The organism is Pantoea sp. C1E2, assembly GCF_056491465.1.
The window spans coordinates 2,083,948-2,098,239 of record NZ_JBSZHT010000002.1 but is presented as its reverse complement, the minus strand read 5'-3'; the positions used below and the strand labels follow the sequence as shown (position 1 = coordinate 2,098,239).

At 54.1% G+C, this 14,292-nt stretch carries 13 protein-coding genes; 6 read left to right on the top strand and 7 right to left on the bottom strand.

The genetic code is table 11. The features are described 5' to 3' along the window. Positions 1–8 precede the first annotated feature (8 nt). The 3 genes from ACXI0A_RS10240 (at position 9) to cho (ending at position 3,117) form a co-directional block, all read left to right on the top strand. Positions 9–1,199 (top strand): multidrug effflux MFS transporter, encoded by a 1,191-nt coding sequence (locus ACXI0A_RS10240; RefSeq protein WP_224928921.1) that lies wholly within the window; start codon positions 9–11, stop codon positions 1,197–1,199. A 117-nt stretch (positions 1,200–1,316) separates the two neighbouring features. Beyond that, positions 1,317–2,144, top strand: a complete 828-nt coding sequence (nadE, locus tag ACXI0A_RS10235) for an ammonia-dependent NAD(+) synthetase (RefSeq protein ID WP_476149049.1) — start codon at positions 1,317–1,319, stop codon at positions 2,142–2,144. Positions 2,145–2,256: 112 nt separating this feature from the next. Beyond that, entirely contained in the window at positions 2,257–3,117 is an 861-nt protein-coding gene (cho, locus tag ACXI0A_RS10230) for an excinuclease Cho (protein ID WP_476149050.1), read from the top strand. Positions 3,118–3,195: 78 nt separating this feature from the next. Here the strand turns inward: cho and spy are convergent, their stop codons facing one another. Next, a complete protein-coding gene (gene spy / locus ACXI0A_RS10225; protein ID WP_224928929.1) occupies positions 3,196–3,693 on the bottom strand; it encodes an ATP-independent periplasmic protein-refolding chaperone Spy in 498 nt (165 codons plus the stop codon). Positions 3,694–3,848: 155 nt separating this feature from the next. Here spy and ACXI0A_RS10220 point away from each other — a divergent pair, with 155 nt between their 5' ends. Beyond that, positions 3,849–3,980, top strand: a complete 132-nt coding sequence (locus ACXI0A_RS10220) for a hypothetical protein (RefSeq protein WP_476149052.1) — start codon at positions 3,849–3,851, stop codon at positions 3,978–3,980. Here the strand turns inward: ACXI0A_RS10220 and astE are convergent. From astE to ACXI0A_RS10195, 5 genes are read right to left on the bottom strand one after another with little or no spacing between them, the layout of a single operon-like run. Then, positions 3,975–4,970 carry a succinylglutamate desuccinylase gene (gene astE, locus ACXI0A_RS10215; RefSeq protein ID WP_476149054.1) on the bottom strand — a complete coding sequence of 332 codons (996 nt, stop codon included), beginning with the start codon at positions 4,968–4,970 and terminating at the stop codon, positions 3,975–3,977. The genes ACXI0A_RS10220 and astE overlap by 6 nt on opposite strands. A gap of 43 nt (positions 4,971–5,013) precedes the next feature. Then, on the bottom strand, positions 5,014–6,342 hold the full coding sequence (astB, locus tag ACXI0A_RS10210; RefSeq protein ID WP_476149056.1) for an N-succinylarginine dihydrolase: 1,329 nt from the start codon (positions 6,340–6,342) through the stop codon (positions 5,014–5,016). Beyond that, a complete protein-coding gene (astD, locus tag ACXI0A_RS10205) occupies positions 6,342–7,808 on the bottom strand; it encodes a succinylglutamate-semialdehyde dehydrogenase (protein ID WP_476149057.1) in 1,467 nt (488 codons plus the stop codon). The genes astB and astD overlap by 1 nt, the downstream gene beginning before the upstream one ends. Further along, positions 7,805–8,836, bottom strand: coding sequence for an arginine N-succinyltransferase (gene astA, locus ACXI0A_RS10200; RefSeq protein ID WP_476149058.1), 1,032 nt, complete (start codon positions 8,834–8,836; stop codon positions 7,805–7,807). The genes astD and astA overlap by 4 nt, the downstream gene beginning before the upstream one ends. Continuing rightward, positions 8,833–10,053 (bottom strand): aspartate aminotransferase family protein, encoded by a 1,221-nt coding sequence (locus ACXI0A_RS10195; RefSeq protein WP_224928942.1) that lies wholly within the window; start codon positions 10,051–10,053, stop codon positions 8,833–8,835. The genes astA and ACXI0A_RS10195 overlap by 4 nt, the downstream gene beginning before the upstream one ends. Positions 10,054–10,939: 886 nt before the next feature. On the opposite strand from ACXI0A_RS10195, the gene ACXI0A_RS10190 reads away from it, so the two are divergent. After that, positions 10,940–12,031: a porin gene (locus ACXI0A_RS10190; protein ID WP_320442522.1), complete on the top strand. Its 1,092-nt coding sequence runs from the start codon at positions 10,940–10,942 to the stop codon at positions 12,029–12,031. Between the two features lie 157 nt (positions 12,032–12,188). After that, positions 12,189–13,262, top strand: coding sequence for an alpha/beta fold hydrolase (locus tag ACXI0A_RS10185; protein WP_476149060.1), 1,074 nt, complete (start codon positions 12,189–12,191; stop codon positions 13,260–13,262). Here the strand turns inward: ACXI0A_RS10185 and ACXI0A_RS10180 are convergent. Further along, positions 13,195–14,214 carry a helix-turn-helix domain-containing protein gene (locus ACXI0A_RS10180; RefSeq protein ID WP_476149062.1) on the bottom strand — a complete coding sequence of 340 codons (1,020 nt, stop codon included), beginning with the start codon at positions 14,212–14,214 and terminating at the stop codon, positions 13,195–13,197. The two genes, ACXI0A_RS10185 and ACXI0A_RS10180, sit on opposite strands and share 68 nt — an antisense overlap. Positions 14,215–14,292: the final 78 nt, after the last annotated feature.

Here is a 14,292-nt window from a genome sequence, read left to right as displayed (position 1 = left end):
GAGGATCAATGACACCTGCACACTCAAATCGGCTGGTTTACGCCATTACGCTGGGCCTGCTTGCGGCACTTGGGCCGCTCTGCATCGACCTGTATCTGCCCGCCTTACCTGAACTGGCGCGCGATCTGCACACCGAAACCGCCACCGCGCAGTTGAGTTTAACCGCAGGTTTGCTGGGGCTCGGCGCAGGACAATTGCTGTTTGGCCCGATGAGCGACAAATTTGGCCGTATTCGCCCCCTGATGCTGTCACTGGTGCTGTTGTTTATCGCTTCCATTGGCTGCGCGCTGGCAAAAGACATTCACTCGCTGCTGGTAGCACGCTTGTTTGAAGGCCTGGCGGGCGCTGGCGGTGCGGTATTGTCACGCGCCATCGCGCGCGATATGTACAGTGGCCATGAACTGACGCGTTTCTTTGCCCTATTGATGCTGGTAAATGGTCTGGCGCCGATTGGTGCGCCGGTGCTTGGCGGCGTGTTAATGACGGTGCTGAACTGGCGCGGCATTTTTGTGGTGCTCGGTTGTATCGCCGTACTGCTAATCTTCCTCGCGCGCTGGAAACTGCACGAAACGCTGCCCGCCGAACGTCGCAGCCAGGGCTCGATCTTTTCCGCCTGGGCGGCTCTCGGCCAGGTGATCACCCATCGTCCATTTATGGGCTTCTGCCTGACGCAGGGCTTTATGATGTCCGGGATGTTTGCCTACATTGGCGCTTCCCCGTTTGTGTTACAGCAAATCTATGGTCTGTCACCGCAGGCGTTTAGTTTCTGCTTCGCCGCCAATGGCTTCGGCCTGATTATTGCATCGCAAACCAGTGCACGTTTGTGCCCGCTGTGGGGTGAATATCGTGTTCTGAAAGGCGGGCTGACGCTGGCGTTTGTCGCGTCGAGTTGCCTGCTATTAGCCGGCCTGACTGGTGCGCCACTGCCGATTATTCTGCTGGCACTGTTCTTCACCATCGCCAGCAACGGTGTGATTGCGACCACGGCTTCGTCTCTGGCGATGCAGAGTCAGGGACATCGTGCGGGCAGCGCCTCGGCGGTGATAGGCGTCACTATGTTCACCTTAGGCGCCATAGCTGTGCCAGTGACCGGGCTGGGCGGTACTTCGGTGGCGAGCATGACGGGCACCATCTTTGGCTGCTTTATGCTGGCAATTTTGATGTTCATCCTGTTGGCACAAAAACCGAAAAGCGCCTGAAAAGCCTGCAAATAAGTGCGACAACAAGCCGTGCGGCTTGTTGTTTGCCAGCGGAGGCGTTAGCTTTAGCAGATGATTCGCATTGTGCCGTCAGGCTACTGACTTGAGGAGAGGTTCATGTCACTGCAGCAGGAAATCATTGAAGCGTTGGGTGTGAAACCCGTTATCGATCCGCAACAGGAAGTCCGCGTCAGCGTCGATTTTCTGAAATCCTACCTGAAAGCCAATCCATTCCTGAAAACCCTGGTGCTCGGTATCAGCGGCGGACAGGACTCCACGCTAACCGGCATTCTGTCTCAAACCGCCATTCGCGAGTTGCGTGACGAGACCGGCGATAAGGATTACACCTTTATCGCCGTGCGCCTGCCGTATGGCGTGCAGGCCGATGAACAGGATTGTCAGGATGCGCTGGCGTTTATCCAGCCGGATTGCACGTTGGTCGTGAATATCAAGGAAGCAATTCTCGCCAGCGAGCGCGCGTTGAAAGAAGCGGGCATCGTGGTTTCCGATTTCGTGCGCGGCAACGAGAAAGCGCGTGAGCGTATGAAGGCACAATACAGCATCGCCGGCATGACCAAAGGCGTGGTGGTGGGCACCGACCATGCGGCCGAAGCCGTGACCGGTTTCTTCACCAAATACGGTGACGGCGGCAGCGATATCAACCCGATTTTCCGCCTGCACAAAGGCCAGGGCAAACAGCTGTTAAAAACCCTCGGCTGCCCGGAACACCTGTATCTGAAGCATCCTACTGCCGATCTGGAAGACGATCGTCCTGGCTTGCAGGACGAAGTGGCGCTTGGCGTTACCTATCAACAGATTGACACTTATCTGGAAGGCAAAACCATCGATGCCGCCGCCGCGAAAACCATTGAAGGCTGGTATCTGAAAACCGAACACAAACGTCGCCCGCCGATTACCGTGTTCGATGATTTCTGGAAAAAGTAACTTCTCTACGTTTCCCGCCGCTATCGCGGGAAACGCCCTCCTTCTGCCGCTGACTGGCGAGAAAAGCATCACGCTGATATACTGGACAGACAACCAGTAATCGGAGTGAGTTTTGGTCAGACGTGCAGCCAGCCACCGCCTCGAATTTGATGCGGCCGCGATTTATCAATATCCCGAACATTTACGTCAGTGGCTGGAAGGGTTACCCAATCAGCCTGGCGTTTATACCTTTCACGGTGACAGCGATAACCTGCCGCTGTATATCGGCAAAAGCGTCAACCTGCGCAGTCGGGTGATGTCGCATTTTCGCACCCCGGATGAAGCCAGTATGTTGCGTCAGGCACGGCGCGTGACCTGGATCCCTACCGCTGGCGATCTTGGTGCGCAATTGCTGGAAGCGCAGATGATCAAAACGCAGCAGCCGCTGTTTAATAAGCGCCTGCGCAAAAATCGTCAGCTTTGTTCTTTGCAGCTTGGCGATGGCGCTCCGCAGGTCGTGTACGCCAAAGATCTCGACTTCTCGTGCTCACCCAACCTCTACGGTTTGTTTCGCAGTCGCTTTGCGGCCATGGAAAAACTCAAGACGATTGCCGATGAACAGCGCCTGTGCCATGGATTGCTGGGATTAGAGCGTTTAACGCCGGGACGCGGCTGTTTTCGCGCCGCGCTAAAACGCTGCGCTGGGGCGTGTTGTGGCAATGAATCCATTGAAGCCCATCAGCAACGCTTGCATGAGGCGCTGGAACAGATGCGTGTGGTGTGCTGGCCGTGGCAAGGCCCGGTTGGCATGGTAGAAGTGGGAACGGCGATGACGCAGATTCACGTCATTGATCACTGGTTCTGGCTCGGTTCGGTTACCACCGAAGTGGAGGCTCGCCAACTGCAGCGCGCACGTCAGGGTTTTGATCATGACGGCTATAAAATTTTGTGCCGCCCGCTGCTTTCCGGGGTTTTCCCACTGATTGAACTCTAAAACAAAACCGCCGACGCTGCCCAAAGCATCAGATGCAGTGGACAGCGTCGGCGGTCTCAAACCGATTAGCTAAACGGCTTATTCACCATCAGCCGGCGGTGGCGGCATTTTACCGTCATGCGGGCCTTTCTCTGTCAGACGTTTCTCAAAGTTGGCGTTGTACTGTTTTTTCTGTTCAGGCGTCAGCACGTTGTAAATCTTGTTCTGCGTTTCCATCATGCTCACCGCACGATCTTTTGCGTTGGCGGTCATTTTCTCAGCCTGCGCTTCGGCTTTCGCTTTATCGAAAGTATCTGAAGCGATGATGCTGTGGTCCGCACGGCGCTCTTCCAGAGATGGACGTTTCATCTCTTTATGGCTGTCACGCATGATGGTTTTGATCTGCGCTTTCTGCGCATCCGTCAAATTCAGGCCTTTGAACATCATCTCCATACCGTGATGACGCATTGGCGGCTTGTGCATTGGTTTTTCGCTACCTGCTGGCGGTGGTGTCAGATTGTCCGCTGCAGCGTGGACGATGTTGGCAGCACCAAGAGCCATTGCAGTAGCCAGGAACAGGGAAGTGAGTTTACGCATAATATTTGTCCTTACTATTCAGTTTCATGACGACAAGGTGTGTCGCGTCTTCGGAAACAAGCATACGACGCCTAACGTCAACTACTCAGAGTCTGAGTAAAGCCCTGAAAGCATAAAAGACAGTAATCAGGCAATCATGGAGAGAAAGAGAAGAAATGCGTGAGGAATTGCAAAAGAGTATGACAATCAAAGGGAAATGCGCAGGAATTAAGGAGGAGTGTAACGGTATTGTCGGTTTTGCGGAAGGGAAAAATGGGCGAATTTCATTCACCCATTTTTATTTATAACGTCAGCGCCTGCGTTTGCGCGTTCTCTTCCACCAGCATCAAGCCAGCACGCAGGCCAGCGGCAACATGAGGATTGGGAAACAGCACATATTCGCGTGCCTGTTGCACGTAATAGCGCGTCTCACCCTCTTCTGCCAGCAACGTGCCCTGCGGAAACGCGGTAAAGTTCAGGGTTTCTGGCCCCATGTGCAGGACAAACTCGTCACTGTGACGGGTAATCTGCTGTGCCACGCGATAGTGCCGCGGCTGTTCCCGCACTTCTGGCAATGGCTCACCGTACAGCAATGCCGCCAGCGCCAACTGCACCGCCGCGAATTGGCTGAGATCGTTTTCACCAAACGGCAGCGCCTTCCCCAGCTCCAGCGTGCAGCTGGCCGCATCGTGATGCTCACAGCTGTAGTGGGTAAAGGTGCCTCCTGGTGAACGATGAAACACCAATGCTTCCAGCTCTGCCGCCGCCAGCCAGTGCAGAAAATCGTCCGGCCACGGCTGAGGATTCAGCGGCATCACGCCGAAGCGCGCATGGTACGAACCGCGAATCGCGGTATGCAGATCGAGATGCCAGCGCACTTCATGATCGCGACACTCATGCCAAAACCGCTCAAGCGCTTGCTCCAGTTGCAGCGTACGCTGGGCTTCAGGTAAGTCGGGCACCTTCTGCCAGCGCCCACCGAACAAACGGTTAATATCATATTGCTGATAGCGTTTGCCGCTGCGCAGCGCTTCTGGATTGCCTAGTATCACCAGCAACCGCACTGCTAACGGCTGATCTCCCCGCAGCAGTGGCGTCAGCAACAGGTTAAGAATCTCAACCGGCGCCGTTTCGTTGCCGTGCACGCCGGCCGAGAGTACCAATGCCTGCTGCGTCGGCGCGTGTGGTGTCAGGGATAAAATGCCCTCGTCATGCCACTGCCACTGCAAATGGGCGTTGCTGCCCTGCCGCTGCTGGGGCGGCTTGCCTGATAGGGTCTGTTGTAGAAAATCCTGCATGTAGACTCCTTTTCAACTCAGAAGCTTTACTTCCACTCTGAGGTTAACGCTGAAATGCGTAGACACTGCCTAAGTCTAGCAGCTGTGTCAGCTCATCCAGCGCGGTGCGTCCTTCACGCAGCAATTGCGGATCGGCCAAATCGGCTTGCGTGAGGCGATCGCGGTAGTGGCGATCCACCCAGCTGTTCAGGGTGGTGAACAGGCGATCATTCATCAGTACCGCTGGATTGAGAGCCTGGCGCTCTGCTTCATTCAGCACCACACGTAAACGCAGACAGGCTGGTCCACCGCCGTTACACATGCTCTCACGCAGGTCGAACACCGTGAGTTCACGAATCGGTCCGCCGCTCTCCACCAGCCCGGACAAATAGCGCCATACACCCGCGTGCTGGCGTGACTCTTCTGGCAGCACCAGTCGCATCCCACCTTCAGGATGCTGCAACAGCTGGCTGTTAAACAGATAGGTATTCACCGCGTCCGCCACTGACACTTGATCGCGTGGCACCACAATAGGCTGGAAGCCGGGCACGCGCGCCGCCAGCTGTTGCAATAACGCAGGCTGATCGACAAACGCTTCTTCATGGCAGAACAGCACCTGCTGGTTGCTAACGGCGATGACATCGTTGTGGAACACGCCCTGATCGATCACCAGCGGATTTTGCTGAGCAAACAGCGTGCGCTGGTCGTCGAGTTGATGCAGACGCGCCACCGCGGCACTGGCCTCTCGCGTTTGACGTGCCGGATAACGCGCCGGTGCAGCGCCCTGCTGTTGGCCATCACGACCATAAATAAACAGCTGCACACCCGCATCACCATACTCGGCGCCAAAGCGGTTGTGGTTAGCGGCACCTTCATCGCCAAACAGGGCCACCTGCGGCAAAGCGTCATGCACACTGAAGTGCTGCGGATCGCGGAAAATGGCGCGCAGCAGGTCAGCGGTTTCCGGCGCTTCGATGGCGCGATGAAACTTGTTATTGAGGTTGGCCACGGTGAAGTGTACGCGGCCATCGGCGCTGTCGGCTGAAGGCGATACGGTAGCGGCATTCGCCACCCACATTGCCGAGGCAGAACTGGCCGCAGACAATAGCTGCGGTGCCTGCTGAGCGGCTTTCGCCAGTACCTGTTCGTCCGTACCAGCGAAACCCAGCTGGCGCAGTAGCGGGATATTCGGCCGCTCATGCGGCGGAATCACCCCTTGCACGTAGCCCATGTCCGCCAGCGCTTTCATTTTCAACAGACCCTGCTTCGCGGCCAGACGCGGGTTAGAAGGCTGCAGCTGATTGCGCGTTGAGGCTTCATTACCAAAGGAGAGCCCGGCGTAATGGTGCGTCAGGCCGACCAGTCCATCAAAGTTGGCTTCAAACGCTTTCATTATTCAGCTCCTTCCGCGGAGAAATCGAGTCCCGGCGATAAGCTGCCCGGCAACGCCAGGCTTGGGCTCTCCAAAGATGCCATCGGCCACGCGCAGTAATCCGCTGCATACCATGCGCTGGCGCGATGGTTACCGGAAGCCCCCACACCGCCAAACGGCGCTGAGCTAGCGGCACCGGTTAACGGTTTATTCCAGTTAACAATCCCGGCACGCGCCTCCAGCAGCAGCTGGTCGAACTGCTCGCGCTGCGGAGAAATCAAGCCGCAGGACAAGCCGTAACGCGTCTGGTTGGCAATACGAATCGCCTGATCGTATTCATCGTAACGGATCACCTGCAGCAGCGGACCAAACACCTCTTCGTCAGGCAGTTTCGCCACGTCGGTCATCTCAATGATGCCGGGAGTGATAATGGCGCTGTCGCGATCCGGCCAGTGCATCGCCAGCAACACCTTGCCGCCCAGATCGATACGCTGCTGCCAGGCCGCATGAATATGTCCAGCGGCGGTAGGTGAAATCACGCTGCCCATAAAGGGTTGCGGTTCAGCATTCCAGGCGCCAGGTTGCAGACGTCCGGCCACTTCCACCAAACGCTGCAGGAAGGCATCGCCTGCCGCTCCGCGTTTCACCAACAGACGACGTGCACAGGTACAGCGCTGCCCAGCCGTAATAAAAGCTGACTGAATCGCAATGTGTACCGCGCCATCAAGGTCTGAAGGATCTTCAACGATCAGCGCATTGTTACCGCCCATCTCCAGCGCCAGCATTTTCTCGGGCTGCCCGGCAAACTGACGGTGCAGGTGATAGCCTGTTGCGGCGCTGCCGGTAAACAGCAGACCATCAATTTGTGGCTCATGCGCCAGCGCCTGGCCGGTTTCGCGCGCGCCCTGCAACAGCGCTATCACGCCTGCGGGCAGACCCGCTTGCTCCCACAGCTCAACGGTTTTTTCCGCTGTCATCGGCGTGAGTTCACTCGGTTTAAACACCACGCAGTTGCCCGCCAGCAACGCAGGAACGATATGACCGTTCGGCAGATGGCCGGGGAAATTGTAAGGACCAAACACTGCGAGCACGCCATGCGGACGATGGCGCAGCGAGCTTTCACCGTCGGCCTGCTCTCCGGTACGCGTGTGGTAGGCTTTCACCGAGATGGCGATTTTATTGATCATCGCCTGCACTTCGGTCAGGGTCTCCCAGCGCGGCTTACCGGTTTCTTTGGCGATGGTTTCTGCCAGAGCGGTTTTGTGGCTCTCGAGTAATGTGGCGAAGGCCTCCACTACCGCCTGACGTTCAGCAAACGGCTTGCGTGCCCACGCGGGAAAGGCGGCGCGTGCCGCCTCGCAAGCTGCCGCCACCTGCGCGCCGGTCGCGGCTCGACCTTGCCACAACGTTTCACCGTTCACCGGGTTTTGTTTGGTTAACGCTTCCGCGCCGCCTGTCAGCCATTGACCATTAATGAAGTGCGTCATGCTTTTTTCTCCTCGCGGCACAGCGTGACTACACGCAATGCATCGCCATAATCGCAGCGCAACGCCGTGCGCTGATGTTCATTGATGCGTACTTTCCCGCTCGCCATATCGACGGGCAGCAGCGCCACGCGGAAATGCTGGTAATCACCGTTGGCGACCAGACACAGCGGCCAGTTTTCATCCGCTTCCCCTGCTTCCGCCTGAAGCAGGTGACTTTTACGAATGGCGCGAATGCGATCAATCTCGCACTCCAGCGTTGGGCCGCCGTCAAAGATGTCGACGTAATTGAGATAACGAAACCCTTCCGCTTCCAGCACGGCGCGCGCGGGCGCTGTTTTCGGATGCACTTCGCCAATCACTTTTTGCGCCGCTTCACTGAGATAGTGGATGTACAGCGGATGTTTTGGCATCAGCTCGGCTATAAAAGCTTTCTGCCCGGTGCCGCTGAGGAAATCGGCCTCACGAAACTCCATCGAGAAGAAACGGCTGCCGACGCTGTCCCAGAACGGGGAATGACCGGTGTCATCACTGACACCGCGCATCTCTGCCACCACATGCTTCATGAAGCGGTCGCGGAAATTGGCCATAAACAGAAAGCGGGATTTCGACAGCAGATGGCCATTTTTGCCATCGCGATAATCGGGATCGAGGAACAGCGTGCACAGCTCGCTGCTGCCGGTGTGATCGTTACTCAACGACAGCGTTGGCAAGCTGGCGTAGACGTTTAACTCTTTCGAGGCGTGTACCTGGGTGCCCACACGGAAGTTGTACCACGGGTCTTGCAGGCCCACGGCCACTTCAATAGCACAGATGCCGACAGCACGATTGTCTTCGCTGTCGGCCAGCACAAACACATAGCCTTGTTCAGCACGCGGTAGCGCGCCCTGCCAGGTGAGCAGAGAACGCTCAATACGCGCTTTCAGTGTATCGCTATCGGCGGGCAGCGAAGTTAAGCCGCCCCCGGTTTTGCCCGCCAGCGACAGCAACTGCGCAAGGTCGTCACGTTCGACGGGGCGAATCACCATCATGATGCGGCTCCTGTGAGCACGCGAGCGCAGGCACGTTCAAAGCGCGCCAGTCCCTCTTTCACTTCCGCTTCGCTGATGTTCAGCGCTGGCGCGAAACGCACCACGTTAGCACCGGCAATCAGCACCATTACGCCTTCTTCAGCCGCCGCCAGGTTGAACTGCTTCGCTTTCCCGGCAAAGTCTTCATTCAGCACGGCGCCAATCAATAGCCCGAGGCCGCGAACTTCTTTAAAGATCGGCAGGCGCTGATTCATCTCCTGCAAAGCATCGACAAACCACTGGTGGCGCTGCGCCACGCCCGCCATAAAATCGGGTTGGTTAATTAGCTCCATCACTTTACCCGCGACCGCACCCGCTAGCGGGTTACCGCCGTAGGTGGTGCCATGGGTGCCCACGCCCATTACCAATGCCAGGTCTTCGCGTGTCAGCATCGCGCCAATCGGGAAGCCGCCACCCAGCGCTTTGGCGGTGGTCAGGACATCAGGCGTCACGCCATAATGCATGTAGGCATACAGCGAACCGGTACGACCTACGCCGCTTTGCACTTCATCAAAAATCAGGGTTGCCTGATGTTTGTCGCACAGTTCACGCAGGCCACGCAGGAAACCAGGATCGGCAGGTAACACACCGCCCTCACCCTGAATAGGTTCGACAATAACTGCACAAGTGTGGTCGTTGATCAGTGCTGCGGCGGAGGCCAGATCGTTGAAGGTGGCATGCTCAATGGCCGGCGGCAGCGGTGCAAAATCACGAGAGTAAGCCGGTTGTCCACCTGCTGAAACCGTAAACAGCGTGCGTCCGTGAAATGCATTATTGAAGGCTACGATGCCATTTTTCTCTGCACCAAAACGATCGTGTGCGACTTTACGGGCCAGCTTTAGTGCCGCCTCATTGGCTTCTGCCCCGGAGTTACAGAAGAACACGCGATCGGCGAAGGTGGCGTCAATGAGTTGCTTAGCCAGACGCAAAATAGGTTCGTTAGTATAGCCATTGCCGGTATGCCACAGTTTTCCTGCCTGATCTGTCAGTGCCTGCTGCAACGCCGGATGCGCATGCCCTAAAGCATTCACTGCAATGCCACCTGCAAAGTCGATGTAATCCTTACCTTGTTGATCCCAGAGTGTTGAACCTTCCGCACGGACCGGAACAAAAGACGCAGGGGCGTATACCGGCATCATCCATTGATCAAAATCGTGACGTGAAACTTGCAGTGACATAGCCATTTCTCCTGCTCCACTTCAGGTGAAGCTTTTGTTTTAAAATTGTTAAAAGCTGTTGTATTGCCGCTCTACTGTAGAGTGCAGCAAGCGTGCCAGCTAGCGAAAAAATGCATAAATCACCTGACGTAACGAAATATCAATAACTTAAAACACCTCACCATTCACTTAAATTGCATAAAAAGTGAATAGATGTCTGATGGAGTGAGTGTGGCAGTGATTTCTTTAGCAGATTTATGCAATTACAAAATGAAATAGTGCTTTTGTGATCGGAGAGGGAATATTTCGCCAGAAAGGTGCGCTAAACGCCCTAATTTAGGGCGGCTTGTGCAATCTCGGTGCACGTATGCGCGGTCATTGTGCAGATATTATCAAGAGGCTAAATGCCAGAGTTGTGATCTTTATTAACATCCAGCGAACAGATTGAATATCTTTTAAGCAACGTTTATTAAACGAAAGCTAAATAACATTTAGTGACTATGGTTATTATCAAAGCGGAAATAAAAAGACACAAAGTGGTGAACTTGATAATTACCATGCTAATGATTAGGTGGATTTCGATATTTGTTATTGAACAATAAAGCATAGGCTTGTGCTATTTAACCAAAATATTAAAAAGGTTATTTACTGTTCTTTAATTTTCAATAAATCATTTATTTTCAACATAATAAATATTTTATGCGCATACTAATGGATGCATGATGGGATAAGTTTATCCAATGTAAAATCCCATATAATGGAAGTTGAGATTAAAAATCACACAAAAAGCCAATCGGAAATATTTAGTTACAGATATTGCACTGTTGATCTTGAACCTTTTGTGTCATTTTCTTTTCACCCCGATTACGGGGACACAATTAAAAAATATCACAGGGTAAATTTATAAATGATGAAGCGCTCCTTACTGGCAGCAGTGATGCCTTTACTGCTGGGACTTTCTTCGGCTCAGGCCGCCGAAATCTATAACAAAGATGGCAACAAGCTGGACCTGACCGGCAAAATCAACGTTTCGCATCTGTTCTCTGATAACGACAGCGCAAACGGTGAAGTTTCTTCCTATACCCGTCTGGGCTTTAAAGGCGAAACCAAAATTAATGACCAACTGACCGGCTATGGTCAGTGGCAATACCAGTACAGCCTGAGCAACTCTGAAGGCAGCGATGCCAACTCAGGCAACAAAACCCGTCTGGGCTTTGCGGGTCTGAAAATTGCTCAGTTCGGTTCAATCGACTACGGCCGTAACTACGGCCTGGTGTATGACGTGCTGGGTTACACCGATATGCTGCCATACTTTGGTGGTGATTCAGGTTACACCGATGCGTTCCTGTCAGGCCGTTCTACCGGTGTGCTGACCTGGCGTAACAAAGATTTCTTCGGTCTGGTGAAAGGCTGGAACGTTGCCGCGCAGTATGAAGGCAAAAACGAGCGCTCTGATAGCGCGACCGCCAGCAACCTGGCTGTTCGTCGTTCGAATGGTGACGGCTTTGCGCTGTCAACGTCTTATGACTTTGACTTTGGTCTGAGCCTGGTAGGTTCTTACGCTAATCTGGATCGCGTAACTGCACAGAACACCGCGACCTACGGCCGTGGCGATAAAGCACAAAGCTGGGCAGCCGGTCTGAAATACGATGCTAACCAGATTTACCTGGCGACCATCTATGGCGAAACGCAGAATGCGACGCCTATCGGTAACAGCGGTTTCGCTAACAAAGCGGTTAACTTTGAAGCCGTTGCACAGTATCAGTTCCTGAACGGCCTGCGTCCTTCACTGGGCTATGTGTCTTCTCGCGCGAAAGATGTCGAGAACAACGTGGGCGACACTGATCTGTTCAAGTATGTTGCCGTTGGCGTGACTTACTACTTCAACAAGAACATGTCTGCTTATGCAGAATATAAAATCAACCTGTTGAAAGATAATAACGCGTTGAACATCAACACTGACGACGTAACTGCTGTTGGTCTGGTGTATCAGTTCTAAGTGAGTATCCCTCATTGCATACCGGCTAGTGTCGGCTGGGTATGAGCAAAGGGCAGCGCAAGCTGCCCTTTTTTATTGTCGTTATACAGGTACTCAATCGCGATTGAGGACGCGATAGCTGACTGTTTCCGTTATTACTCTTCATGATTTTACACTCATGGAGACTACGTTAATGATTCGATTTTGTATTTGTGCACTTATGCTGATGATGTGTGCGTCGCTTGCACAGGCCGCAACGGGCTTTCGTCAAATAACACTTGAAAGCCAGGGCAACCGTCCGCTCAATGTTGCTTTTTGGTATCCCACTGCCGCCACGGGCGTCTTTGAAGACGTGGGTGAGAACCCCGTGTTCTATGGTGAGTCGGTGTTACGCAATGCAACGCCTCGTCCAGGACAGCATCCTTTAGTCCTTCTGTCTCACGGCTATGGCGGTAACTGGCGTAACCTCAACTGGTTGGCGCATGCACTCACTGTGCAGGGATATATCGTCGCTGCCCCCAATCATCCCGGTACAACAACTGAGAATCACGATCCTGCTACTGCCCGGAAACTTTGGCTGCGTCCAGATGATATCAGCCGGGTACTTGATCGGTTATTGGCAGACGAACACCTGGCAGGAAAGGTCGATTCGTTGCGCATCGCCGCCATCGGCCACTCACTTGGAGGGTGGACAGTGATGGAGTTAATCGGTGCCCGGTTTTCGTCAAACAGATTTGTTCAGGATTGTCAGAACCACGCGCAACTAGCAGACTGTCAATTAATCGAGACTTTAGGTATCAGCAATACAAAAACCGCTTCTTTATTAGATGCTCAATTACGTAACCCACGTATTAAAGCGGCCGTATCGCTTGATCTTGGTCTGGCGCGCGGATTCACACCTGAGAGCCTGGCAAGGGTTTCTGTGCCAGTGCTGGTGTTATCCGCAGAACAAGACAGTGCTGAACTTCCCGCCTCACTGGTATCCGGCTATCTGGCGCAGTATCTTCCGCCGCAACAGACATCGTTTTCACGTATAAGAGGCGCAACCCACTTTAGTTTTATGCAGCGCTGTAAACCCCATGGTGCTGAGTTAATCGAACAATCTTCCCCTGGTGAGGGCTTCGTTTGCCGGGATCAAGGCAGCCGCACCCGCGCCGATATTCATCAGGAGTTAATCGCCCGTATCACTCGCTTTCTGACAGCGGCATTGACCCCGCCTGCTGACGAAATGCACTCGGCGTCTGTCCGCTAATGCGCAAAAACTCGCGATTGAAATTTGATTTAGTGGTGAATCCTGACGCCAGCATCACCTCCGTAATCGGCAGTGAGCTGCTTCGAAGCAACTGCTGCGCATGAGCGATGCGAAAACCATTTATCCACTGAGAAACATTGCAGTGGTAAGTCGCATTGATCGCACGTGAGATATGACGCGAGGGAATACCGGATTTGCGTGCTAACAGATTCAACGTGAGTTGTGTATTAAGGAACAGGTCATCCTGCCGCAGTCGATTTTCCAGTTGCAGGCACAAGGCTGCCTGCTCAGGCGTCTGCAACGGAGAAGAATCGGGCAGTACTGTCTCAATACTCACTTCCCGGGGGCGGGTCCGTGCTGCAAGTACAATCGCCAGACTAAGCAAAGGCAGCATTAAACTTTGCAGTATCGCGATGATTTGTGGCACAAGCTTGCCCTGATGCAAAGTGAATTCGAGCGCCACCAGCAAATCTGCCATACCAGAGAAGCAAAGAAATATCCCGGCGGTGAGAGCCATTCTTGCCGCCAGGACGACTTCACCGATGCGCGCATCGCTAAATCGATCCCCACCGCCTAAGCCCATAAGAATCAATGCCGCCCCGTATCCGATGTAAAGCACAAATAGCGCGCTATCAATGGCTTCTGGCCAGCACTGCATAATGATGATGGCCAGCGCGGGCGGGACGATTTTCCAGCGTGAATATTTTTGAGTCGTATGCGGGCTGAAACAGTGCCAGGCCAGCGCCGGGAGTAACGTTGCTAATAGCACGCGCAAAGCCATGAATGGTGTTGACGGCCAGATCCAACGTAATGCTCCCACCGCCAGTAACAGTGAGCAGACGACCAGAAATAGCAGCGTGGTTTGGTGGCGTTGCTTATCGTTCGCCGCTAAGGTCACGATTAAAATTAGCAGCACCAGTAGCGTAACCAGCGGAACCGGAATTGAAGGCATGCAGTAAGAATCCATTCTTGACAATAAGCCGCTATCTTACCAGGTTCATGCACTGAAGTGGCTGGAATTTCGTCGATG